The sequence below is a fragment of the Actinoplanes regularis genome, assembly GCF_900188005.1.
Taxonomy (GTDB): Bacteria; Actinomycetota; Actinomycetes; order Mycobacteriales; family Micromonosporaceae; genus Actinoplanes; species Actinoplanes regularis.
Genome location: NZ_FZNR01000039.1, coordinates 17,157 through 40,259 on the forward strand (window position 1 = coordinate 17,157; position 23,103 = coordinate 40,259).

General features: G+C 70.6%; 22 protein-coding genes. 10 read left to right on the forward strand and 12 right to left on the reverse strand.

The window, feature by feature from the left end:
- Positions 1–29: 29 nt before the first annotated feature.
- The 3 genes from CHC09_RS43465 to CHC09_RS43475 all read right to left on the reverse strand — a co-directional run bounded on the left by CHC09_RS43465 (position 30) and on the right by CHC09_RS43475 (position 2,768).
- Entirely contained in the window at positions 30–1,004 is a 975-nt protein-coding gene (locus tag CHC09_RS43465; RefSeq protein ID WP_089299126.1) for an RNA polymerase subunit sigma-70, read from the reverse strand.
- Between the two features lie 79 nt (positions 1,005–1,083).
- Positions 1,084–2,085 (reverse strand): MerR family transcriptional regulator, encoded by a 1,002-nt coding sequence (locus CHC09_RS43470; protein ID WP_089299127.1) that lies wholly within the window; start codon positions 2,083–2,085, stop codon positions 1,084–1,086.
- Positions 2,079–2,768, reverse strand: coding sequence for a HEAT repeat domain-containing protein (locus CHC09_RS43475; protein ID WP_089299128.1), 690 nt, complete (start codon positions 2,766–2,768; stop codon positions 2,079–2,081). Before CHC09_RS43475 ends, CHC09_RS43470 begins: the two co-directional genes overlap by 7 nt.
- A gap of 121 nt (positions 2,769–2,889) precedes the next feature.
- On the opposite strand from CHC09_RS43475, the gene CHC09_RS43480 reads away from it, so the two are divergent.
- Complete coding sequence (locus CHC09_RS43480) at positions 2,890–3,816, forward strand: SMP-30/gluconolactonase/LRE family protein (RefSeq protein WP_089299129.1); 927 nt, start codon at positions 2,890–2,892, stop codon at positions 3,814–3,816.
- Positions 3,817–3,854: 38 nt separating this feature from the next.
- Here the strand turns inward: CHC09_RS43480 and CHC09_RS43485 are convergent, their stop codons facing one another.
- Together CHC09_RS43485 and CHC09_RS47000 are read right to left on the reverse strand one after the other, a co-directional pair.
- Entirely contained in the window at positions 3,855–5,855 is a 2,001-nt protein-coding gene (locus CHC09_RS43485; protein WP_089299130.1) for a caspase, EACC1-associated type, read from the reverse strand.
- Positions 5,839–6,210 carry a hypothetical protein gene (locus CHC09_RS47000; RefSeq protein WP_179277545.1) on the reverse strand — a complete coding sequence of 124 codons (372 nt, stop codon included), beginning with the start codon at positions 6,208–6,210 and terminating at the stop codon, positions 5,839–5,841. The genes CHC09_RS43485 and CHC09_RS47000 overlap by 17 nt, the downstream gene beginning before the upstream one ends.
- A gap of 269 nt (positions 6,211–6,479) precedes the next feature.
- Here CHC09_RS47000 and CHC09_RS43495 point away from each other — a divergent pair, with 269 nt between their 5' ends.
- Complete coding sequence (locus CHC09_RS43495; RefSeq protein WP_089299132.1) at positions 6,480–8,453, forward strand: hypothetical protein; 1,974 nt, start codon at positions 6,480–6,482, stop codon at positions 8,451–8,453.
- Positions 8,454–8,462: 9 nt separating this feature from the next.
- Here the strand turns inward: CHC09_RS43495 and CHC09_RS43500 are convergent, their stop codons facing one another.
- From CHC09_RS43500 to CHC09_RS43515, 4 genes are read right to left on the reverse strand one after another with little or no spacing between them, the layout of a single operon-like run.
- Positions 8,463–9,236 carry an ABC transporter ATP-binding protein gene (locus tag CHC09_RS43500; RefSeq protein ID WP_089299133.1) on the reverse strand — a complete coding sequence of 258 codons (774 nt, stop codon included), beginning with the start codon at positions 9,234–9,236 and terminating at the stop codon, positions 8,463–8,465.
- Complete coding sequence (locus CHC09_RS43505) at positions 9,233–10,270, reverse strand: FecCD family ABC transporter permease (protein WP_089299134.1); 1,038 nt, start codon at positions 10,268–10,270, stop codon at positions 9,233–9,235. The genes CHC09_RS43500 and CHC09_RS43505 overlap by 4 nt, the downstream gene beginning before the upstream one ends.
- Entirely contained in the window at positions 10,267–11,292 is a 1,026-nt protein-coding gene (locus tag CHC09_RS43510) for a FecCD family ABC transporter permease (protein WP_203833447.1), read from the reverse strand. The genes CHC09_RS43505 and CHC09_RS43510 overlap by 4 nt, the downstream gene beginning before the upstream one ends.
- A gap of 10 nt (positions 11,293–11,302) precedes the next feature.
- Positions 11,303–12,172 (reverse strand): ABC transporter substrate-binding protein, encoded by an 870-nt coding sequence (locus CHC09_RS43515; protein ID WP_179277546.1) that lies wholly within the window; start codon positions 12,170–12,172, stop codon positions 11,303–11,305.
- A 69-nt stretch (positions 12,173–12,241) separates the two neighbouring features.
- Between CHC09_RS43515 and CHC09_RS43520 the strand changes: the two genes are divergently transcribed.
- From CHC09_RS43520 to CHC09_RS43540, 5 genes are all read left to right on the forward strand, one after another.
- Entirely contained in the window at positions 12,242–13,306 is a 1,065-nt protein-coding gene (locus CHC09_RS43520; RefSeq protein WP_089299149.1) for a cellulose binding domain-containing protein, read from the forward strand.
- Positions 13,307–13,442: 136 nt separating this feature from the next.
- Positions 13,443–15,773, forward strand: coding sequence for an exo-alpha-sialidase (locus CHC09_RS43525; RefSeq protein WP_143232926.1), 2,331 nt, complete (start codon positions 13,443–13,445; stop codon positions 15,771–15,773).
- A gap of 155 nt (positions 15,774–15,928) precedes the next feature.
- Positions 15,929–16,276, forward strand: a complete 348-nt coding sequence (locus CHC09_RS43530) for a GntR family transcriptional regulator (protein WP_203833446.1) — start codon at positions 15,929–15,931, stop codon at positions 16,274–16,276.
- Positions 16,277–16,299: 23 nt separating this feature from the next.
- Positions 16,300–16,797: a hypothetical protein gene (locus CHC09_RS43535; protein WP_089299138.1), complete on the forward strand. Its 498-nt coding sequence runs from the start codon at positions 16,300–16,302 to the stop codon at positions 16,795–16,797.
- 281 nt (positions 16,798–17,078) lie between these two features.
- A complete protein-coding gene (locus CHC09_RS43540; RefSeq protein ID WP_089299139.1) occupies positions 17,079–17,762 on the forward strand; it encodes a hypothetical protein in 684 nt (227 codons plus the stop codon).
- Between the two features lie 159 nt (positions 17,763–17,921).
- Here CHC09_RS43540 and CHC09_RS43545 read toward each other — a convergent pair whose 3' ends face one another.
- Positions 17,922–18,506: a hypothetical protein gene (locus CHC09_RS43545; RefSeq protein WP_089299140.1), complete on the reverse strand. Its 585-nt coding sequence runs from the start codon at positions 18,504–18,506 to the stop codon at positions 17,922–17,924.
- Between the two features lie 135 nt (positions 18,507–18,641).
- On the opposite strand from CHC09_RS43545, the gene CHC09_RS43550 reads away from it, so the two are divergent.
- The 3 genes from CHC09_RS43550 to CHC09_RS43560 all read left to right on the forward strand — a co-directional run bounded on the left by CHC09_RS43550 (position 18,642) and on the right by CHC09_RS43560 (position 20,507).
- A complete protein-coding gene (locus CHC09_RS43550) occupies positions 18,642–19,061 on the forward strand; it encodes a DUF6153 family protein (protein ID WP_089299141.1) in 420 nt (139 codons plus the stop codon).
- Between the two features lie 82 nt (positions 19,062–19,143).
- Positions 19,144–19,764, forward strand: coding sequence for a DUF305 domain-containing protein (locus CHC09_RS43555; RefSeq protein ID WP_089299142.1), 621 nt, complete (start codon positions 19,144–19,146; stop codon positions 19,762–19,764).
- Positions 19,765–19,829: 65 nt separating this feature from the next.
- Positions 19,830–20,507, forward strand: a complete 678-nt coding sequence (locus CHC09_RS43560) for a DUF4232 domain-containing protein (protein ID WP_179277547.1) — start codon at positions 19,830–19,832, stop codon at positions 20,505–20,507.
- 68 nt (positions 20,508–20,575) lie between these two features.
- Here CHC09_RS43560 and CHC09_RS43565 read toward each other — a convergent pair whose 3' ends face one another.
- Together CHC09_RS43565 and CHC09_RS43570 are read right to left on the reverse strand one after the other, a co-directional pair.
- On the reverse strand, positions 20,576–22,300 hold the full coding sequence (locus tag CHC09_RS43565; protein ID WP_089299144.1) for a glycerol-3-phosphate dehydrogenase/oxidase: 1,725 nt from the start codon (positions 22,298–22,300) through the stop codon (positions 20,576–20,578).
- Between the two features lie 14 nt (positions 22,301–22,314).
- A partial coding sequence (locus CHC09_RS43570; RefSeq protein ID WP_244911633.1) for an FGGY family carbohydrate kinase occupies positions 22,315–23,103 on the reverse strand: 789 nt, incomplete at its 5' end.

Genomic DNA, 23,103 nt, shown 5'->3' on the forward strand with positions numbered 1-23,103 from the left:
TTTGTTAGGATTTGGCGCGCCGTATCGGACTACTCCGTGCCGTCCGCCGGCAGGCGCTCCGGCAGCCCGAGCCGCGGGAACCGGTCGGCGTGGAAGATGAAGATCTCGGTGATCGCCCCGCCGGTGACGCGCAGGACGTCGATCGTCAGCGGCAGGTACGCACCCTCCCGCTTCCGCCAGAGGTAGAAGGCGACGGCGGGCTGCCGGTTGACGGCGGTGGGGACGGCGCGCAGGCCGGTGATGCCCTCGAAGCCCTCCTCGATCCAGTTGTTCACGACCGTGTCGCGGCCGACGTGCAGGCCCGGGGTGGGCGGCATCGAGGATCGGACGTCGTCGCGCAGCATCGACGTCAGCGCCGGGATGTCCGTGGCCACGCTGGCCTCGGCGAACCGGCGTACCAGCTCGCGCGTTCCGGCGTCCTCCTCGCCGCCGGTCCAGTCCTGCCGTTGCGCGGGCAGGTGCTCCCGCATGCCGGCGCGGGCCCGCTGCAGCGCGCTGTTCACGGAGTTGACGGAGTCCCCGAGAAGCTCCGCGACCTCCTTCGCCGCCCAGCCGAGCACGTCCCGCAGGATCAGCACGGCGCGCGGTCGCGGCGCGAGGTGCTGGACCGCGACCAGGTACGCCAGCTCGATCGTCTCCCGCGCGACGGCGGCGGTCTCCGGCTCGTCCGCGTCGCCGGCGGGCACCTCGTCGAGGAGCCGGTCCGGATAGGGCTGCAGCCACCGCACCTCGCCGCCGGTCGCGGGCTCCGGGCGGCACTTGGCGAGCAGGTCCAGGCAGGCGTTGGTGGCGATGCGGTACAGCCAGGCCCGGAACGTCGAGCGCCCCTCGAAGGTCTCCCGCCGCCGCCAGGCACGAAGGAACGTCTCCTGCACGGTGTCCTCGGCGTCCTCGAACGATCCGAGCATCCGGTAGCAGTGCACGTGCAGCTCCCGCCGGTGCTGCTGCGCCAGCCCCGAGAACGTCGGCTCGTCGACCTCGCCCAGCCGCGTGTCCGTGCTCATCACGTCATCCTTCCGCCTCATCGTGTTCCGTCCCAGTTATGACGGCCGCGGGCGCGACAACTCATCACCAGGCTCGAAATCACGCCTCGAGGGTCCCGAGCAGAGCCGTGGCGAACAGGGCCAGAGGACGGTCGTCGTCGTGGGTCAGCCGGTGCAGGGTGGACGATGCGAGGGTGCCGGGCATCTCGGCGAGAGCCTGGGTGAGTCGCATCCGGATGGCCGAGTCCGCGGCCGGGGCGAACAGCTCGGCGGACAGGGCACTCATGATCGGCTCGGCCCAGGACGGATCCCGCGCGATCGCGCCCAGGTGTTCGGCGGCCTCGACGTCGTTCAGGCCCGTGACGACCAGGCTGACCAGCTCGGGGACCGCGTCGGTCACGCCCCGGGCGCCCAGGGCGAGAGCGGCCTGCCCGCGGATCGTGGCTTCGGTGTCCCGGAGCGCTCGGTTGAGCGCCGCGGTCGCGTCGTCACCCGGGAGTTCGGCGAGGGCCGCGACGGCGCGCCGCCGGACGTCGGGGTCGCCGGAGGTCAGGCCGGCGGCCAGGCGGGTGGCGCCCGCACCGCCGGACCGGGCCAGGGCCCAGCGCAGGGCGCCGGCGACGTTCGGATCGGATTCGGACAGGATCGCATTGGCGAGCAGGTGGGCGGAGGCCGGAGCGTGCCCGGGCGACGCCAGCGCCGCCTGCTGGCGGCGGGCGGCGTTCGGCGAGCCCAGGTGGCGCAGGAGCTCGACGACGCGGGCGACGTCCCGCCAGTCGGCGGGACCGGTGGCGTCGACCGTGTGCAGGCGTTCGAGGAGCTCATGTTCGCGGGCCAGGCGCTCCTCGGTCTTCCGGATCAGGTCGCCGATCAGCGCGGACGGGGTGAAACCGGGATCCTCGAGGGCGCGGGCGATCTGGCCCAGGGACAGCCCGGCGAAGCGCAGGCCCTCCACGTAGAGGATCCGGCGGATGTCGTCGGGGGTGTACTCGCGGTAGCCGGCGACGGTACGGCCGGTCGGGCGCACCAGCCCGAGGGCGTCGTAGTGCCGGAGCATCCGGGCACTCACCCCCGAGCGGCGCGCCACCTCACCGATCAGCACGTAGGACTGTCCTCGCCGGAGACGGGCTGTTCCGGGCCGAGCGCGACGATTCTGGTCGCCACGGCGACGGAGAGGTCGAACCCCGCGTCGGGGTCGTGCAGGAGCCGTCTCGTGGCGTTCGCATGCGCACGCACCTCCGGGTCGGAGTCGGTCAGGGCCGTTTGCAGGACCGGCTCGATCATGTCACCGAGGGCGACGAAAGCGCGGCTGAGACTCAGCCGAACCTCCCGGTCGCCGCGACCGAACTGGCGGGCCAGCTCCGCGGCGAGCGACTCCTTCTCCTCGTCGGCGACCAGCACGGTGGCGGTTCGCCAGGCGGTGCGGGCCACCTCGTCGTCGGGGTCCCGCAGCAGCACCGGCATGATCGCCGGCCACGCGCTCCGGTCGCCGATCTTGGAAAGGGTGTGCAGCGCCTGACCGCGGTCCTGCGCGCGCTCCGAACGGAGTGCGGCGACCAGCCGGGGCACCGTGCTCTCCGGTGGCAGACGGGTCAGCGCCCAGGTGAGCATGTCGCGGACGAAGAAGTCCGGTTCGATGCCGCTGCGGGTCACGAGCAGGTCGACGGCCTCGGGCCCGGCGTGCGTCCCGATCGCCAGGGCGGCCCTCAGCCGGGCCGACGAGTTGCCGGCGTTCAACGCCGCGAGCAGTCGTGTGGTGTCTGTGCGGCTCTGTGCCGAGGTCATGTCCGACCACCTCCGCCGCCCAGTGAAGACCTTGTCACGGTGACAAGGTCAATCCGGTTGTGTGCGCTCGCACATGGGCCGAGAATCTTGGCGTCCCGTTACGCAATGGAAAGGAAGTTTTGTGCTTCGCCGTACCCTTGCGAACGTTCTGCTTCTCACCGCCCTGGCGGTGACCGTAACCGCCGCGCCCGCCGCGGCGACCCCGGCCGGACCGCTGCCCGGCGCCATCACCCTGCCGAAGGGCTTCCAGCCCGAGGGCATCGCCATCGGGAACAAGCCGTACGCCTACTTCGGCTCCCGTGCCGACGGCGACATCTACCGCGTCGACCTGCGCACCGGCGCGGGCGCCACGTTCAGCGAAGGCCCGGGCACCCCGTCCCTGGGCCTCAAGATCGACGACGGCCGGCTCTTCGTGGCCGGCGGCTCGGGCGGCGACGCCCGGGTCCTCGACCTGCGTACCGGCCGGGTGCTGAAGAGCTATCAGCTGCGGCCGGCCGCGGACGGCCCGTTCATCAACGACGTGATCGTCACCGACGAGGCCGCCTGGTTCACCGACTCGAGCAGCCTTACCCTGTTCAAACTGCCGTTCGGCAGGTTCGGCCGGCTGCCCGCCGAGGCGGTCGCGGTGCCGCTCACCGGTGACCTCCAGCTTCAGACCGGCATCAACGCCAACGGCATCAGCAGTACGCCGGACGGCCGCGGCCTCATCATCGTCCAGTCCAGCACCGGATTCCTCTTCCGGGTCTCGGCCGCCGGTGTGACGTCGCGGATCGACGTCGGCGAGACGCTGCTCGCCAATGGCGACGGACTCTGGCTCCGGGGGCGCACGCTCTACGTGGTGCAGAACCGGCTCAACCAGATCGCCGAGATCGCGCTGAACCGGTCCGGGACGGCGGGCTCGCTCGTCTCGGTGACCACCGACCCGGGCTTCGACGTGCCGACCACGATCGCTGAGTTCGGCAGGCGCTTCTACCTGCCCAACGCCCGCTTCACCACCCCGTCGACCCCGGAGACCACCTACAACGCTGTCGCCGTGCCGATCCCCTGATCGCTCAGGGGCTGGAAAACCGACCCGGGCGCGCGCTGTCAGTCGGTCGCCACATCCCACAACCGAATAGTGTGATCGCTGCTGCCACTGGCCAAGGTTTTTCCGTCCGGACTGAACGCGACGGTGTTGACGATCCCGACGTGCCCGCTGAGATTGTCGCCGTACTGCTGGTGTGTGGCAGCGGTCCACAGACGTACGTCGTGATCGGAGCCGCTGCCGGTGGCCAGGATCCGGCCGTCCGGGCTGAAAGCGATCGCCAGGAACTGACCGGGCACGAAGTCCCCGAGTTGCTTGCCGTTCGCCGTGTCCCAGAACCGCACCCCGTCGGAACCTCCGCTGGCCAGGACCGAGCTGTCCGGGCTGAAGGCGATGGCAAAGCCGACGGTCGGGGCGAGATGTCCACCGATCTGCTTCTGGCTGGCAACATCCCAGATCTGCACCGAGTCACTGCGAGGATTGGCGTGGTCGACGTAGCCGGAGCTGCTGGCGCTGGCCAGGATCTTTCCGTTCGGGCTGAACGCGACACCGTAGACCTGGCCGGGATGGGCTGTCATGGGGTCACCGGTCTGCTCCGGTCTGCCGTTCCGCTCGCACGTGTCCAGGTTCCACAGCCGTACCGTTCCGTCGCCACCGCCGGTAGCCAGTGTCCTGCCGTCCGGGCTGAACGCGATGCTGTAGATGGTGTCCGGTTGATCGCGGACGCTACATGCCTCCCGGCCGAACCCGGATCCTGTATCGGTCAGATTCCAGATGTGCACTTCACCGGGATACTTGTCGCCGTCCCCGCTGCGGCCGGCGACGGCCATATATTTGCCGCCGGGGCCGAACGCTACGCTCCAGGCTTCGTGCAAACTGCTGGTCGGTCCCGCCATTTTGCTCTGATCGCTCAGATGCCACACGCCGGCGGTGCCATTCTCGAGAGCGCCGGCCAGAATCTTGCCGTCCGGGCTGATCGCGATGCTCCGAACCTCGGCCTCGGCAGTGATGACGAGTCTGAACACCTTGACGTAGACGACGGTTCCGATGAGGACCAGGAGCGCCACCGAAACGAGCACGGCCAGGCGATTGAAGTTCTTCTTTCCAGATCCGGGGCGCGTGGTCAGGTGATCTGGAGACGATTGCCTCTCGGCAGGCGTAGACGTCGCTACGCGCGGCACGGTGGTGGTCGCAGCCGTTCCCGTTGCTGAGCCGGGCGCGCCAACTGGATCGACCAGCGGGTTGCTTGGCTGGTCGATCGACGGAGGCGTTGACACGTCTGGGCGGCCGGCGACCCTTCGGGGGTTCCAGGCCAGGATGATCTGGCCTTCGCCTCCGTACAGCCAGCGCTGCGGGGTCTGCTCGTTGCCGGTGGCTCGGACCTCGTCGGCGGCGTAGATGAACGCCTCTTCGACGGAGATGAGGCCGTCGTTGTCGCGGTCGGCGCCGCCACTGCGCAGCCCGTCGACGAGCGCCGCGGTGAACACCGACCCGTGCGGGGCTGCTCCACCCGGCAGCGGCGCACCCTCGTAGGAGTACTCGCTGGCACGGGACGCGGTCAGCACCGCCCTGCCGCGTCCGGCGCCGACCAGGCGGCGTTCCAGGTGCAGGTCGGTGTCGGCCTTGATGCCCGCGAAGGCGCCGCTGAAGCAGCAATCCAGGATCACTACCTGTTGCCGGGCCCGGCACTCGTCGAGCCGGTCCAGCAGCCAGGCCGAGTCGATCGCGGTGGAGCTGAGCCGGCCTTTGACGGTGTCGGTGGCAGCGAGGTACAGGCGGCCGCGGGCGTCGAGAACGCCGTGGCAGGAGAGGTAGACCAGGATCAGGTCGCCCCGGTCACGACCGGCGAGGAATTCGTCGACCCTGCGGCGGACCTCGTGTTCCGGGCGGTCGAGTACCTCGGTGACGGTGAACCCGCCGATGGCCGGATCGGCGAGGACCTCGGCGATAGCGGTCGCATCCTGGGCCGGGGCACGAAGCCTGGCGAATGCGGTATCGGCGTAGGTGGCGGTGGCGACGACGAGCGCGTGGCGCGATTCAGCGAGTTCAGGGGCGGGGCGCATGCCGGGACAGCCACACGTTGATCAGTTCTTCCTGCTGCGTAGCCGTGACGCCGGTGACTTTGATGGTGTCCCCGTCGATGGTCACCTCGACGCTTCGTTCGGTGCGGGACACCCAGTTACGGATCTTGGCGAACGTGGACGCCAGCCCGGCCGCTCCGAGCCGGACGCCAAGGGCGCCGGCCAGGGCGGAGACGCCTTTGGCGCCGTCGGGGACGGTGGCGTCGGCGAGCGGGTCGACAGCGTCGACGTCGAGGTCGAGTAGCTCGGCGCGCAGGCGGCGGGCGAAGACGGCCGGTTCTTCCCGGTCGGCGTCGGTGCCGCTGATCTGTACGACGAGGTCATAGCCGTCGGCCACGAGGGTCGTTCCTTCCCGTTCGTCCATTACGGAGCGTCGCGGGGACAAGCATCAAGATCTAAGTGCATGATCGGAAGACCCGGGCGAGCGTCTCTTCGGTCAGAACACCGACACTTTGTCGGCGATTCAGGAGTGCGGCACCACCCGGGCGCAGAAGATCAGCTGGAACTCGGACGGCTCACCCAACCTGGGCACAAGCCTCCGTGTCGCGGGACATCCCCGGCTGATCAGGGGATTTCATCGTGAATCGGATTCGTTACTGTCCCGCGGTGTCCTCCTCACCATCCGCGTCGCTCGGACTGATCGGCAACGCCCTGGTCGGGTACCAGCTGGCCCGAACCCATCGGCGGCAGTTGCTGGCAGTCCTGTTGCCGGTCCTGGCGGTGGCGTTGCTGGTGCTGTTCCTGCTGGACGTGTCGCTGGGCCGGGACCAGACGGTGATCATCAACGGGGCTCCAGTCGTGCACGGCGATGAGCGCCTGTCCGTGGTGAGGACAGCGCTGGTCGTCGTGTTCTGGTTGGTAGGGCTGGTCGCGGCGGTGCTGGTCGCGACCGGCGCGGCACGCGGCCACGCGGTCCGCCCCGGGGCGGCGATCTGGGCCGCGGTGAAGCGCCTTCCGGTGTTCGCCGTCGCCCTGTGCGCGGTGGCGGCCGGCACGATCCTGGTGTTGCGGATGGTCGTGGGCCTCGCGACGGGGATGCCGGGCCTGATCATGGTCTTCGGCGTGTTCGCGGTCGCGGCCGTGCTGGCGGCCCGCCTGCTGATCGGTCTGCTCGCGCGTCAGTTCGGCGGGTTCGTCTGGGCCGTGACCACCGGGCGGGTGGCCGGCACCGCCGGCGCTTTCGTACTGGGTGGCCTGGTCGTCCCGGCGGGGCTGGCCTGGATGTTCGACGCGCCGCTCGGCAACGGCCTGCTCCATCCGGTGGTGACCCGGGTGATCGGCGCGGTGCTGGTCACCGCGCTGGTCGCGGCGCAGGCCGGCGTCCTGACCCACACCTACCTGCTGCGACGCGACGAGCTGGGGGAGTGGGGGCAGACGGCCGTGGACCCGTCGGCGGTCGACGCCGGCCTGGCCGAACTGTCCGGTGACCCGGTGCGCCGGCCCTGGGCCGCCGCGGCGGCGACGGTGCTGGCGCTGCTGACGCCGGCCGCGGTCGCTGCCGTGAACCCGTTCCGGGCGCCGACCGTACGGTCGAACGGCGACGCACCCGGTGGCGCGGTCGCCGTGGTCTGGCCCACCGGTAAGCACCCGGTCATCGCGGCCACCTTCGGCGCCCGATTCTGTGACGACGACGCGTGCGAACGGTACGTCAGCCAGGACCACGGGCCGGGCGTGATGGACGACTACGGTGCGGCCGCGATCAGCGCGGACGGCACCGCTGTCGTCAAGGCCGTGCTGACCGGTGGCCTGGACAACGGTGGCCCGTTCGTCGACTTCGCGCGCTGCACCCGGGACGGGTGTCAGGAGGCGTGGGTGCCGGTCCGCGCCTCGGCCAAGGAGACCTTCGGCTGGCCGGAGCTGGCCGTCGCGGTCGCTCCCGACCAGTCCATCTGGTTCGGGCTGGCGCTCGCCTCGGAGAACGAGAAGCCGGGCGAGGCGAACTTCGCGATCACCCTCATCCGATGCCCGGACGCCCCCTGCGCCAAGCCGGAACGGCATCGCGCCGGTACGGTCGAACGCCTTCCCGGCGATGCCGTCACCGGCCCCCGGTCCAGCCTGTCGATCGGCTCCGACGGCCGCCCGATCCTGGCCGTCCGCACCGGCCTGACCGCCAACCTGGTCACGTGTGACCCCGTGACCTGCGCGAACCCACGGGCGTCGTCGACCTTCACCGGGCAGGGGGACACGCGCTGGGCCGCTCCCACCAGCCTCACCGGGCCGGCCGTCACCTTCGCGCCCGGCCAGCTGCGCATCGGCGAGCGGACGCTGCCACTGGAGAGCGGCGAGATCTTCCCGACGTCGGCAGCGGTGACGGCAGCGGGAGCCCAGGTGTACGTGACCGCCGCCGAAGCGACCCCGCCGCCGGGACCGCACGTGACGATCAGCACCTCGGCCGGGCCGGCGGAGCCCGAGTACTGGCAGCAGGTGCTGTGGCGGTGCGACCAGGAGCGCTGCAGCCGCCAGACCCTGGACTACCGGGACACGGTGAGCGGCCGCGACGTGCTGGCCGTCGCGGACGACGGCCGTGTCCTCATCGTCGGCGACGACCGCATCCTGCTCGTGTCCGCTCCCCGGCCCTGACCGTCCTGCTCAGGCGGGCACCACGATCGGGGTGCCCGCGACCGGATCCGGCACGATGACGCAGGCCAGGCCGAACACCTTCGCCACCAGCTCGGCGGTGATCACGTCGACGGGCGGGCCTTCGGCGATGATGCTGCCGTCGGCCATCGCGATGATGTGATCGCAGAAGCGGCTGGCCAGGTTGAGGTCGTGCAGCACCGCCACGATCGTCCTGCCCGACTCCTGGTTCAGCCGGCGCAGCAGTCTCAGCAGCTCGACCTGGTGGTTGATGTCCAGGAACGTGGTGGGCTCGTCGAGCAGCAGCAGGTCGGTGTCCTGGGCCAGGGCCATCGCCACCCAGACGCGTTGCCGCTGGCCGCCGGAGAGCTGTTGCAGCGGACGGTTCGCCAGCTCGGCGGTGCCGGTCGCCTCGAGCGCCTTGGCGACCGCCTCGTGATCAGAATCGGTCCAGCGACGGAACCAGCCCTGGTGCGGGTAGCGCCCGCGGGAGACCAGATCCGCGACGGTGACGCCGTCGGGCGCGACCGGGGACTGGGGGAGCAGACCGAGCACCTTGGCGACGTCCACGGTGCTCATCCCGCCCAGGGGGACGCCGTCGAGGTGCACGGCCCCGGCGCGGGGTTTGAGCAGCCGGGCCAGGCCGCGCAGCAGGGTGGACTTGCCGCAGGCGTTGGCGCCGACGATGGCGGTCACCTTGCCGTCGGGGATGTCGACGGAGAGGTCCGTGACGATCGTCCGGTCGTCGTATCCGAGGGACAGGCCCTGCGCGTTCAGCCGGGTCATCCGCCTACTCCTTGCCGGTTCGTGGTGGCGAGCAGCCACAGCAGGTACGGTGCGCCGACCGCGCCGGTGACCACGCCGGTGGGCAGCGGCACCGGTAGCAGGTGCACGGCGACGAGGTCGGCGGTGAGCAGTAGCGCGGCCCCGGTCAGCGCGGCCGCGGCGATGCCGCCGGCGGCCGGGCCGAGCAGCCGGTTGGCGACCGGGCCGGCGATCAGCGCCACGAAGACGATCGGGCCGGCCACCGCGACGGCGAGGGCGACCAGCAGGACGGCGATCGCCAGCAGCGAGGCTCGGCTGAGTTCGGTTCGGACGCCCAGCGCCCGGGCGCTGTCGTCGCCGAGCTCCAGGGCGCGTAGCTGGCGTTGCAGCAGTACGGCGGCGGGGAGCAGGACCAGTAGTGCGTACAGGAGGAATCGCAGTTCGGTGTCGCTGGCCTGACCGACCGAGCCGGTGAGCCAGTGCATCGCCTGGCGCGCCTCGGTGAGCCGGGCCCGGCTGAGCACGTACCCGATCAGGCCGTCGAGGAAGGCGGCGACCCCGATGCCGATCAGGATGAACCGGTAGCCGCTGACCCCGTCGCGCCAGGCGAGCACGTACATCAGCAGGGCCGCCAGCAGAGCGCCGCCGAGGGCGTACGCGCAGACGGCGAGCCCGGCCGCGTGCAGGAGGACGATGCCGCTGACAGCGGCGAGGCTGGCACCCGAGGTGACACCGACGAAGTCGGGGGAGGCGAGCGGGTTGCGCAGCAACTGCTGGAAGATCGTGCCGGAGGCGCCGAGGGCGAGGCCGACCGCGAGGGCGGCCAGAGCGGTGGGCAGCCGCAGCCCGCGCACGACGAAATCGACGCTCGGGTTGTCGGTCAGGTGCAGGACCGAGGCGATGACCTGACCGGCGGAGAGCCGATAGCTGCCGACCATCATGGTGAGTACGAACAGCGCGGCGACGGTGCAGGCCAGTGCGGTCGTCACGCCGACGGAGCGAACGGTGCGGCGGCGGCGGTCGACGCGCAGGGCGGTCAGCGTCGCGACTGTCATGGTCCTACCTCCGCGAGCCGGGCGTAGCGAACGATGCCCACGAACACCGGCGCGCACAGTACGGCGAGCACCACGCCGACCTGCAGTTCGCCGGGCGCGCCGGCGACCCGGCCGAGCACGTCGGCGAGCAGCAGCACGATCGGGGCGAGCAGCATCGAGTACGGCAGGATCCAGCGGTAGTCGGGTCCGCAGAGGAAACGGGCCAGGTGCGGCACGACCAGTCCGATGAAGACGATCGGCCCGCAGGCGGCCGTGGCGGCGCCGGCCAGCAGCGCCACGACGCCGAACGCGGCGGCGCGGGTCAGCGCCACCCGCTGGCCGAGGCCGCGGGCCAGGTCCTCGCCGAGAGCGAGCCCGTTGAGAGCGCGGCCGCAACCCAGCGACACGGCCAGACCGGCCAGCAGGAACGGGGCGACGCCGATCAGGATCGGGGCGTAGCGTCCGGCGAGCGAGCCGACCTGCCAGAACCGCAGCTCGTTGAGGGCGTCGATGTCGGTCATCACGATCGCCGAGGTCAGCGAGCCGAACCCGGCGGTGACGGCCGCGCCGGCCAGGGCGAGCTTTACCGGGGTGGCGCCCTCGCGGCCCATCGACGCGATCGAGTAGACCAGGACGGTCGCGCCGATCGCCCCGGCGAACGCGAACCAGACGTAGAACTCGACGCCGTGGATGCCGAGCACGGTGATGGCGAACACGACGGACGCCGCCGCGCCGGAGTTGATGCCCATGATGCCGGCGTCGGCCAGGGGATTGCGAGTGACGCCCTGCAGGATGGCGCCGGCGACGCCGAGGGCCGCGCCGACGAGGATGCCGAGCAGGGTACGGGGGACGCGTAACTCGACGGTGACGGTGCTGTTGATCGTCCCGTCCCCGCCGAGGCTGCCCAGCGCACGCAGCACCTCGGACAGGTCGATCGACCGGGAGCCCTGGGCGATGCTGAGGAACGCGGCGACGGCGAGCAGTGCGCACAGCACGACAAGCCCGGAGGCCCGCCGTGCCGCGACGGTGCTGGTGGTGGTCATCCGAGGGTGATCAGTTGCCGACGTTCTCATCGGCCGCGCTGATCGCCGTGGTGAGCTTCTCCAGCTCGACGGCGAAGTCACCGTAGGTGTGCAGCCAATATCCCGGCCAGGACACGGCGGCGCCGGCCTTGGCCGCCTTGACCTTGAACCAGGTGGGCTGCTTCTTGCCGTACTCGGCGTTGACCGTGGGTGTGAAGACGCGGCTGTCCCACAGGATCAGGTCGGGCTGGTACTTGTCGGCGTTCTCCCAGCTGATCGTCTCCCAGTACGGGAAACTGGGGTCGGGACGCTCCGGGTTGATCACCTTGAGCCCCCACCGCTGGAAGTCGAGCAGTTCGGGGGCGTATTTCGGATTGGCGATCGACAGGTTCTCGTCGCTCGGCGCCATCGCGGCGGCGGTCAGACCGGGCTTGGCCGCGGTCGCCGTCTTGAACGCGGTCACGGCAGCCTCGAAACGCTGCTTGTTCGCGGCGACCTTCGGGTCGTCCACCTTGGCGCCCAGGCTCTTCGCGAGATTCTCGTAGCCCTCAGCGAGGTCGACGATGGACTCGCCCTGGCTGATGCCGACGATCGGCGCGAGCTCTTTGAGCTTCTTGCTCTTCTCGTCGACACCCTCTTCGAGGCCGCTGTACGCCTTCTCGGCCGGCCACCAGTCGCCGACGATCAGGTCCGGCGCGAGCGAGGCCGCCTTCTCGACGTCGATCTTTCCCCATTCCTCGCCGAGGACGGTGATCCCGGTCAGGTCGAGGTCCTTGAGGTTCGGGTCGGTCTTCACCGGCTCGTCGGTGTAGATGCCGACCGGCTTGATGCCGAAGGAGATCAGCGCGGAGCCGTTCAGGCGGGGGATGTGTCGCGAAGACGAAGCCGCCCGTTCGTGCACCCTTCCCGAAAACGTTTTCGGCGCGCATATTGATAGACATATTTCAATCTTGTGACGCTGGAGGAGACGATGCGTACCCGAGTCCTGGTGGCGGTCGCCGCCGTAGCCACCCTCGGCACCACGATGGCAGTCACCGCGCAGAGCGCCAGCGCCGCCGCGGCCGGCTGCCAGGTGTCGTACACGATCAGTTCGCAGTGGTCCGGCGGTTTCGGGGCGAACGTGGCCGTCACCAACCTCGGCGACCCGATCTCCGGGTGGACGCTGCGCTGGTCGTTCGGCGCGGGACAGGCCGTCACCCAGGCGTGGAACGCCACCGTGACCCAGAGCGGCGCCGCGGTCACCGCCGTCAACGTCTCCTACAACGGCACCCTCGCCACCGGCGCGAGCACCTCGTTCGGCTTCAACGGATCCTGGACCGGCGGCAACCCGGTACCCACCGCCTTCACGCTGAACGGCGTCACCTGCACCGGCACGGTCACCCCCACGACCAGCCCCACAGCCACTCCGACGACCAGTCCCACGCCGACACCCACCGGGTCGCCGGCGACCCGAACGGTCCGGGTCTTCTGGCTCAAACCGACCGACGTCACCTACGACCAGCGCTATCCCGACGGGATCGCCGCCGTCATGCGCGAAGCCCAGCGCTACTACCGGCAGGAGCTCGGCAAGACGTTCACGCTCAACAACACCGTCGTCGAGGTCGTCAACGGCGAGCACGATCGGAACTGGTACATCACCACCAACTGCACCGGCGGCGACCACTACTGGTGCGTGGTCGGGAACATGCACCAGGAGCTGATGCGCCGGTTCGGCATCGCCAACCCGGACAGCCGGTGGCTGTGCGTGGGCGAGATCAGTGCCGAGGAGACCAACCAGTCCGGCGGCGGCGCCAGCACCGGCTGGGTGGTGCTCAGCGGCCACGACGCGGACGGCGCGGCCGGCGTCAACGGGCCGATGAACCGCTGGTACGGCGGCATGGTCCACGAGCTCGGGCACGCCTTCGGCCTGCCCGACTCCACCTCGACCGACGGCACCCCGATGTCCGCCTCGTTCTACGACTACCCGAACACGCACTTCAGCCAGGCCCAGAAGAACGCCATCCTGGCCGGCCCCTACGGCGGCTTCCTGGCCTGAACACGAACCAGGGCGGCACGTGAGGCGGGGCCTGCCGGCCTCACGTGCCGTCGCGCGCGACGGCCGGCGTTCACTCGACGGCCATCGATCTTGTCTATCATCCCCGTTCGATCATTCGGCGACACGGGGAGAATTCATGAGACGCCCAGTCAGGGCTCATGCCGCGGCCGCGGCCGTAACCACGCTGCTGGTGGCAGGCTTCGGTGCGGCGCCGGCGTCGGCGGCCCCGACCAACGATCCGGCCTGCGCCACCGCCGTCACCGGCTCGCCGGTCAACTCCTCCGGGCCGTCGGCCACCGGCTACGCGCTCAACATCGGCGGATGGACAGAGGTCGGGCCGGTCTGGAACCCGCCCGGCGACACCGCCGGCGCGTTGCGGCAGGCGGCGTTCCCGAGTCTGATCAGCGCCGACTCGGTCACCGAGGACGGCACGCCGATCCGCAAGCAGTACGCACGGTTCTCCGAGGGCGCCGACACGGCGACCGCGCCGTCCCGCAGCGGGCAGGTGCTGTCGGTCGACGGCGGTACGAGCTGGCCGGCCTCGACCTACACCGTGGACTCGGTGCCGCCGACGAACGGCGCGATCCGGCTGCGCGGCGGCACCCTGCTCAGCTACTCCTTCAAGGCGGCCGACGGGGTCGGCGGGGGCACCGCGACCACGTACACCGCATATCGCTCCACCGACGACGGCGCCACCTGGACCGCGTCGCCGTCGACCTTCGGCCTCGTCGCCAACCTGGCCTGGACGCGGGTCGCCGGCGTGCCGCTGGAACTGGCCGACGGCACCATCGTGGTCACCATGTACTGGTCCACCGCCGACGGCTCGAACAGCGGCGTCCAACTGGAGGCCAGCACGGACGGTGGGCAGACCTTCAGCCGGCGTGCCGTCATCGCCAACGGCAACGCCACCAACTCGTACAACGAAACCGGAATCGCGCAGCTGCCGAGCGGAAAGCTGATCGCGGTGATGCGGCACCAGGTGCCGGACAGCGCGGGCAAGCTGACCGCGCTTGGCACCCCGGCCTGGAGCACGTCGACCGACAACGGGGTCACCTGGACAGCCCCGCAGAACCTGAGCGTGTCGTTCCCGAACGGCTACGACCCGATCAACGACACCACCGGCGCGCTCACCGCGGTCTCCCCGGACCTGAAGCTGATGCCGAACGGCATCCTGGTGCTGCGCAGCGGCCGCCCGGACAACTGGGTGGCGATCTCCACCAACGGCGAGGGCACCGGCTGGGTCGGTCAGCTGACCTACCGCAACTGCCCGACCGCCGGCAACCGGACCCACGGCTCGACGGGGTACGGCGCGATCGACTACCTCACCGCCAACCGGGCCGTCGTCATCGGTGACACGTGCGAGACGACCTGGTCCTGCCCGAGCGCCGACAGTGGCTTCACGGTCAAGAAGGAGACCGAGATCTGGAAGCGCTGGATCGACGTGCTCACCCCGGACGTGGGGCGCATCGACCTGGCGACCAAGTACCGCAAGCACGTGATCACGGTGGACACCGACCTGACGACCGCGGTGGCCGGGCACCCCCGGGCCCGGGTCGACGGGGCCTTCGACGGCAGCACGGAGTACTGGTCCAGCGCCGTGAAGGCGGGGGGTGCCGGTACGTACACGCTGAACCTGGACCGTACCTACCCGCTCACCAAGATCGGCATCGCGTTGCGCAACGGCCGGCAGGCCGGCGGCCGGGTCTACGCGTCCACCGACGGCGTGACCTGGGGCGCCCCGCTCGCGACCCTGACCGACCGCACCCACCTGGCCATGGAGTACGTCACCCTGGGCACGCCGGTCAACGCCCGGTACGTCAAGGTCGAGCTCGACGCCGGCAGCGACTGCGACGACGGGCTCGGCACGAGCTGCGCGTTCCTGAACGAGCTGGAGCTCTACTCGTCGATCAACTCGTTCGAGAACGACCCGGTCAACAACCGTCCGCGCGGTTTCACCAACATCACGACGGCCTGGCAGACCACGCGCACCACGGAGCTTGACGACAACGACAGCGCGTCGGCGCTGCGGATCGTCGACAACAACACCGAGGCGATCTCGCAGGTCACCTGGAACGGCACGACCAGCGCCGGCAAGACGTTCGAATTCCGGCTCAAGCCGATCAGCCTGGTCGGATTCCTCTTCGACGTGCTGGGCAAGGACGCCGCCGGGAACACGGTGACGGCGTACCACTTCGCGGTCGGCGCGCACGGGGAGATCTCCCGTTACACCGGCAGCGCGTGGGTGCAGCTCACCGCGCAGGGAGCGGTGCCGGTGAACGCCTGGTCGACGATCAAGGTAACGGCCGGCACGTCGACGGCGGCGGTCTCGCTCAACGGGACGACGGTCGCGACCGGCCTGCCGTACATGACCAAGCCGGCGTCGCTGTCCGCCTACAAGTTCGCCAGCAACGGCACCCCGTCGACGGGTGACAACTACCTCGTGGACGACGTCCTCTTCACGTCCTGATCTCGACGGTGCCGGTCTGTGGAGCGGGCGGCCGGCCCGCTCCACATCGGCAACCCGGACAGCCGATGGTCACGACGATGAATCCGGCCGCGGATTGCCCGGTGCGGTTCCAAGCGGTTGACGACCGGGAAAATGGTGCTAATAATGCTAGCACTATGAGATGGACGGTTGATCATTCCTCGCGGGAGCCGCTGCCACTCCAGATCGTGGCGTGTGTCCGCCAAGGCGTGGCCTCGGGTGAGCTCGCCGTCGGCGAGCAGTTGCCGCCGGCGGCTGAGCTGGCGGCGGCGTTGTCGGTCGACCGCAATACGGTTCTGGCCGCCTACCGCCGCTTACGCGACGACGGCGTGCTGGAGTTTCGCCGGGGTCGCGGGGCGCGAGTCGCGTCCGCCGTCACGGAGCCGGCCCCGGTCACCGAGGCGGCCCAGACGCTCGTGGCTGTCGCCCGTCGGCACGGCCTCGGACGCCACGACCTGATTCGTCTCATCGAGAGACTGACGTGACACCTCGAGAGGATCGTGCCCCGATGACGGCATCCGCACCCTTCGGCCCAGGCCGATACTCGATCTACACCGGCCGCGCGACGAACTGGCCGCTGGTCGCGGCTCTCAGTGCCGCCCTGACGGTGCCGCTGCTGCCTCTGGGAAGCCTGTCGCGCGGCGGCTGGCTCGACCCGGCCGGCCCCGCGATCCCGCTGCTGGCGGCCGCTGTCGTCGTGCTCATCAACGTGCTGACCGGACTGAGCGTCAGGACGGCGGCGGGACCCAACGGGGTGTCGGTCCACTGCGGGATGCTCGGATGGCCACGCCGTACCTACCGCCTGGAAGAGATCGAGCACGCCGAGGTGACCGACTTGACGCCTTCGCTCTGGCGCCTGTCTCTCGGTTTCTGGTGGACACCTCGCCACACCTACTTCACGGTACGGACCGGGCCGGCTCTGCGGCTGACCCTGCGCACCGGTCGCAGCGTGACGATCACCGTCCCGGACCCGCACACCGCGGTCGCGGTCATCCGCGCGGCGTGATCGCCTGTCACGGATCTGAGTCCATAGTGGAGTAGTGCTGGTCGGGGTCTCCGAATGTGCCGACGCAACGGTACGAATGGGGCTCGCGGGATTGCGGGTGCTGCCCAGAAGCCCGCGCGATCCAGCAGTTCCGAGCCGTTGCGCGCAAGACCTGGTCCGTCCGGGTCGTCGGGCCGCGATCGTTGTATCCAGGAAGGTCAACCACACCACGATTCTGACAGCGCCCTGGCCTCCGGCGGCGGTCTGACCGCCGTGGGGACCATGCCCGCACAATCGAGGGCGTGATCAGACTGCGGTTGTACAAGGCTGTCGAACGGCAGCGTGTCATCGATCCGGCGGCTCTCGAGGCGACCTACTTCGCGGTCGATCCGGAGACCAAACCGGTTTTCGAACATGACGGTGTGATGGTGTGGGTCAGCGGCCCGGACCACTGCCGGGCCGAGCGGCACATCCGCGGACGGGATCTTCACCTGGTCGAGTCCGGCACGAACGTCCTGCCCCGTGCGCGTGGTCTGGAGATCCTGCGCGCGCCCGGCGCGGACTACCACTGGGTGCATTCCTTGGACTGGCGCTGGGGCCCGGGCGAATACCTCGACCGTGACCGTGTCGAAGCGATCGTCGAGCGTGCGATCGACCTGGAGCCGTGGGCGGCGTTGCCGGACGAGCCGGTCGGTATGGTGCACCTGGCCTACCTGATGTGGTTCCACAACGGTGCGATGGCGAACGGCGCCGGCTGGCCGCTGGACGCCTGCACCGCAGAGCAGATCGCCGCGTTCAGCGCGGCTGCCACCTACTTCGAGCTCGATGAAATCGCCGACCTGATCGGCCGCCTCGAATCGGATGATGAAGCGCTCAGCGACGAGTACTGGAATCTCAGTGGCTCGTTCGGCCGGGACGCTTCGCTGATCTGCGACGCGGTCCGCTGCAAACTCGTCGAGGCGCCGCAGGACTGGGTCCAGCGATAGGCGCGCTCGGCCTGTCGCCTACTTGCCTGCTGGTGGCCGCGGCCGTCGTCGTGGTGGCGGCGGCTCGTCGCGCCGGACGGCCGCTCGGGAGCGCGCGGGGCTGACGGCAGCCCCGCGCGCATGTCCCATCCGCGGATCGGCGGCAAGCGGCCGGACCGGTCAGGCGTCCGGCGTCTCGGACGGCTCCGGGGTCGGAGACTCGGTCGGCTCTCCCGACGGGCTGTCGGTGGGGTCCTGCGACGGGTCCTCGGTCGGCGACGGGTTCGGGGTCGCCGGCGTGGTCGGCGTGTCGGAGGGGGTCGGGGACGGCTTGGGCTTGCCCTTGCCGGACGCCTGGATCTTCGTCGCGGTGTAGGCGGTGTCGATCCGGGTGCCCAGCACGGTGATCTTCTGACCGGCCGCGAGGGCGCTCACCTTGACCTTCCTGCCGTTGAGCAGGATCCGTACGTTGGCCGGCACGGCGATCGTCACCGTCTTGCCCTTGACGTCTTTGCTGCCGCCCTTGACCGCGACCGTGACGGTGCCCGCGGTAGCGTCGGCGGCGGTGACCGTGCCGGTCGCGGTGAAGGCCACCTTGACCTTCTTCGGCTTCTTGGCGGGCTTCTTGCCGTGCGCCTTCGTGCTCGTGACAGCTGTGGCGGACGGGGAACTCGTCTGGGCGTACGCGACCGCGCCGGCGGTGACGGAGGGAGCGGTGACCGCTGCGGCGATGGCGACAGCGACGGCAGTACGACGAATCCGCATGTACAACTCCTCATTCCGGGTGGGAGTGTTCACCTTCGGCAGCCGAGGGTTCAGGCCGGTTGTATCCGCGGTTGCAGCTTGGTTGTGGTCGCCCGGTGGAGAGGCGCCGGTCCGCCGGGCGCTACCGTGGTGCCCGTGACCGAGCGACGCCTGCCACCGATCGGGCGTGTCGCTCGTACGGTGTTGTTGCTGAGCACGGTTCTCGGCCTGGCGTTCATGCACACCCTGGGCCACTCGGGGTTGCAGGGCGCCACCGCCGGCACCGCGATGGCGAATCTGACGGCGGCCGCGACGCCGGCCGTCGAGGCGTTCATCGCCGATCCCTGCCCCGACGGCCACTGTGACGGTCACGGACAGCACGGTGCGTGGAGCGTCTGCTCGGCCATCCTCACGGCACTGGCCGCCGTCATCCTGGCGATGGTGGCGCTGTTGCTCGCGGCACGCCGTGGTCCGGGTGTCGCGCCGGCGACGATGGCCCGCCGCAGTGGGCCCCGGGCGCCCCCGAGATCGCGGACCGGTCTGACCCTCGCTTCGACAGCGGTACTGCGCATATAGCCCCGCCGCTCTCGCCGCTTCCTCGCGGCCGAGGCGCTCGCGCGTACCAACTTTGTCTTCTGTCGAAAGGTTTTGACCCGTAATGATGCGAAATTTCATGCTGACCGGCGCCACCGTCGCCACGGTCCTGTTGCTGTCGGCCTGCGGCGGCGCGCATTCGACGCCGACTTCGAGCATGAACCACGGTGACCCGGTGCCGTCGGCCGCCGCCTCCGCGACGGGCTCGTTCAACGATGTCGACGTGGCGTTCGTTCAAGCGATGATCCCCCACCACCAGCAGGCCGTGCAGATGGCGGCGCTCGCCGACGGGCGTGTCGCCGACGGCGAGGTGAAGAGCCTCGCCGGCAAAATCCAGGCCGCTCAGCAGCCCGAGATCGACACCATGACGACCTGGCTGACCGCCTGGGGCAGGCCCGCATCGATGCCGAGCATGAGCGTGGAGGCCCACGAGTCCATGGGGCACGGCTCGATGCCCGGCATGATGTCGGACGCGGACATGACCAAGCTGATGGCCGCGAAGGGCGCGGCGTTCGACAAGCAGTTCGTCACGATGATGATCGCCCACCACGAAGGCGCCGTCACGATGGCCCGGGAGGAAGTGGCGAAGGGCTCGAACCCGGACGCCACAGCCCTCGCCAAGAAGATCATCACTGATCAGCAGGCCGAGATCACCACGATGGAGAGCATCCTGCGGCGTCTCTGACGAGGCGGGCGGCCGGGCGAGAAGCCCGGCCGCCACCGCTTGTCCCGGGCGGACAGAATGGGCCGGTGATCGGATCCCGTGTACTCCGCTTCGCCGTCCCGGCCGGCCTCGCGGCGCTGCTCGCAGGCTGTGCTCAGCCGGTGACCCCACCGGCCTCGGGGCTGCCGACGTCCCGGTCGGAGCCGGCACCGTCCGCTGTCCCGTCGGCGACTGTCGCGCCGTGCCCGCCGTCCGGGGTCCGGCTCGAGGCCGGTGAGGGGGACGCCGCGATGGGGCTGCGGGTGCTCGGCCTGGAGCTGGTCAACTGCGGTTCGCGGACCTACCGGCTGAACGGTTACCCGGTCGTGCGGTCCCTCGACGACGACCGGGCGGTGTTGAAGGTCAAGGTCCTGCACGGGGTCAACGAGATCGTCCACTCGGAGCTGCCGTGGGACGGCCCGCCCAAGCCCGTGGTTCTGAAGCCGGGTCAGCGGGCCGGCACTGCAGTGGCCTGGCGCAACACTTACGACGACACCCGGCAGCGACCGGTGACGGTCGCGTTCCTCGACATCGCCCCGATGGCCGGCCGCCCGTCGCAGGTCGTCGCGCCGGACGGTGGTCTCGACCTGGGCAGCACCGGCCGGATCGGGGTGAGCGCGTGGAGTCTCCTCCCGGACGTCGACGCCACGGCGTCCCCGTCCGGGCCGCCGGTCCCCGGTGCTTCCCCCTCTGAGCCCGTGGAGACCGGCGGCCCGCTGCTCTGATCCCTCCGGACAGCCACCGGAGGGATCCGGCCGGAGGTGGCCCCGGGTCACGGGGCCACGCCCGGGGATCAGGCCGCGGCCACCAGCGGGGCGATGTCGGCGGCCGTGCGGCGGGTGGCGTCCGCGCTCGCGTCGTCCGGCTGCTCCTGGGCGGCGAGCTCGGCGACCACCCGGGCCTCGTACAGGGAAAGCTCCCGCTCGAGATCGTCGGCGCCCCAGCCGAGCGGTCCGGCGATCAACCCGGCGGTGGTCCGGGCCGCGGCCACGCCACGGTCCGCTGTCTCGATGGAGATCCGGGTACGGCGGGTCAGTACGTCCTCCAGGTGCCGCGCCCCCTCGTGGGTCACCGCGTACACGGCCTCGGCGCGCAGGTAGTCCGGGGCACCGTCGAGCGGCTCGCCCAGCGACGGGTCGGCCGCGACCAGGTCGAGCACCTCCTCGGCGAGCGTGCCGTACCGCTTGAGCAGGTGTTCGATCCGATCCACCGACAGGCCGGAGTTACGGGCGAGCAGCGCCCGCCGGTTCCACGCGGCCCGGTAGCCGTTCGCGCCGAGCAGCGGGATCTGCTCGGTGCACGAGGCCGGTACCCGGGCGTGCAGCTCCTTGACCGCCGCGTCGACCGCGTCCTTCGCCATCACCCGGTATGTCGTGTACTTGCCGCCGGCCACCACGACCATGCCGGGCGCCGGGGTGCCGACCGCGTGCTCGCGGGACAGCTTCGCGGTGGTGTTCGAGCGCGCCGACAGCAGCGGCCGCAGCCCGGCGTAGACGCCCTGCACGTCTTCGCTGGTCAGCGGCGTGGCCAGGGTCTTGTTCACCTCGTTGAGCAGGTAGTCGACGTCGGCGCGGGAGGCGGCCGGGTGGGCCTTGTCCAGGGCCCACGCGGTGTCCGTGGTGCCGATGATCCAGTGCCGGTCCCACGGGATGACGAAGAGCACGCTCGTGGCGGTCCGCAGGATCATCCCGGTGTTCCCGGCGATCCGTTCGCGCGGCACCACGATGTGGATGCCCTTGCTCGCGGTGACCTGGAACTGCTCCTGCTCGCCGGTGAGCAGCGCCTGGCTGTCGCCGGTCCACACCCCGGTCGCGTTGATCACGGTGCGGGCGCGGATCTCCAGCTCGGCGCCGGTCTCGGCGTCGCGGGCGCGGACCCCGACCACCCGGCGGCCCTCCCGCAGGAAGCCGGTCACCTCGGTGCGGGCGGCGACGTGGGCGCCGTAGGCCGCGGCCGTGCGCGCCAGGAACATCGTGTGCCGGGCGTCATCGACCTGCGCGTCGTAGTAGCGGATCGCGCCGACCAGGGACTCCGGCCGCAGCGACGGAAACGCGCGCAGCGCCTCGGTCCGGCTCAGGTGCCGGTGCAGCGGCAGGCCCACGCCGAAACTGCCGGAGAGCGCGAGCGTGTCGTAGAGGGCGATGCCCGCGCCGACGTACAGCCGCTCCCAGGCCCGGTGCTGCAGCGGGTAGAGGAACGAGACCGGGCGCACCAGGTGCGGGGCGAGCCGCTGGATCAGCAGGCCCCGCTCCTTGAGCGCCTCGCGGACCAGGGAGAAGTCGAGCATCTCCAGGTAGCGCAGGCCACCGTGGATCAGTTTGCTGGACCGGCTGGACGTGCCGCTGGCGAAGTCCCGCGCCTCCAGCAGGCCTACCGACAGTCCGCGGGTGGCCGCGTCCAGGGCCGCCCCGGCCCCGACCACGCCTGCGCCGACGACCAGCACGTCCAGTTCCTTGCCGTTCGCCATGGCGGCCAGCGCCGCCGCACGCGACCGCGTGGAGATCACTCCGGTGTTCATCGATTTCCTTCCGGTCAGACCCAGTCGAGGGTGCGATCGATGGCCTTGCGCCAGCGAGTGGTGCCTTCGGCGCGCCGGGCGTCCGACCAGGACGGCTGCCAGCGCCGGTCCTCGTGCCGGTTGGCGCGCAGTTCGTCCTGCGACTTCCAGAAACCGACCGCGAGGCCGGCCGCGTACGCGGCGCCCAGCGCGGTGGTCTCGGCGACCCCCGGACGGCTCACCGGCACGCCGAGGATGTCCGCCTGCAGCTGCATGCAGAGCGCGTTGGCGGTGACCCCGCCGTCCACCTGGAGGCAGTCCAGTGCGGTGCCGGAGTCCTGGGCCATCGCCACCACCACGTCCCGGGTCTGGTAGCAGATCGCCTCGAGCGTGGCCCGGGCCAGGTGCGCCGCGGTGTGGTAGCGGGACAGGCCGACGATCGCGGCCCGCGCGTCCGGCCGCCAGTACGGCGCGAACAGTCCGGAGAACGCCGGCACGAAACACACGCCGGCGCTGTCCTCGACCTGCGCGGCGAGCGTCTCGCTGTCGGCGGCGGACGGCAGGATTCCGAGCTGGTCGCGCAGCCACTGGATCGCCGAGCCACTCGCCGCCACCGAGCCTTCCAGGGCGAACACCGGCGGCTCGTCGCCGAACCGGTAGGCCACCGTGGTGAGCAGCCCATGCGTGGAGCGCACCGGGGTGGTGCCGGTGTTGAGCAGGACGAAGTTCCCGGTGCCGTAGGTGCATTTGGCGTCGCCGGGTTCGAAGCAGGTCTGTCCGAACAGGGCCGCCTGCTGGTCGCCGATCGCGGCCGCGATCGGCAC

Coding starts and splice junctions, on each gene's coding strand:
- CHC09_RS43465 (WP_089299126.1), bottom strand. CDS start 1,004: ATGAGCACGGACACGCGGCTGGGCGAGGTCGACGAGCCGACGTTCTCG.
- CHC09_RS43475 (WP_089299128.1), bottom strand. CDS start 2,768: ATGACCTCGGCACAGAGCCGCACAGACACCACACGACTGCTCGCGGCG.
- CHC09_RS43485 (WP_089299130.1), bottom strand. CDS start 5,855: ATGCGCCCCGCCCCTGAACTCGCTGAATCGCGCCACGCGCTCGTCGTC.
- CHC09_RS43500 (WP_089299133.1), bottom strand. CDS start 9,236: ATGACCCGGCTGAACGCGCAGGGCCTGTCCCTCGGATACGACGACCGG.
- CHC09_RS43505 (WP_089299134.1), bottom strand. CDS start 10,270: ATGACAGTCGCGACGCTGACCGCCCTGCGCGTCGACCGCCGCCGCCGC.
- CHC09_RS43510 (WP_203833447.1), bottom strand. CDS start 11,292: ATGACCACCACCAGCACCGTCGCGGCACGGCGGGCCTCCGGGCTTGTC.
- CHC09_RS43520 (WP_089299149.1), top strand. CDS start 12,242: ATGCGTACCCGAGTCCTGGTGGCGGTCGCCGCCGTAGCCACCCTCGGC.
- CHC09_RS43525 (WP_143232926.1), top strand. CDS start 13,443: ATGAGACGCCCAGTCAGGGCTCATGCCGCGGCCGCGGCCGTAACCACG.
- CHC09_RS43530 (WP_203833446.1), top strand. CDS start 15,929: ATGAGATGGACGGTTGATCATTCCTCGCGGGAGCCGCTGCCACTCCAG.
- CHC09_RS43535 (WP_089299138.1), top strand. CDS start 16,300: ATGACGGCATCCGCACCCTTCGGCCCAGGCCGATACTCGATCTACACC.
- CHC09_RS43545 (WP_089299140.1), bottom strand. CDS start 18,506: ATGCGGATTCGTCGTACTGCCGTCGCTGTCGCCATCGCCGCAGCGGTC.
- CHC09_RS43555 (WP_089299142.1), top strand. CDS start 19,144: ATGATGCGAAATTTCATGCTGACCGGCGCCACCGTCGCCACGGTCCTG.
- CHC09_RS43565 (WP_089299144.1), bottom strand. CDS start 22,300: ATGAACACCGGAGTGATCTCCACGCGGTCGCGTGCGGCGGCGCTGGCC.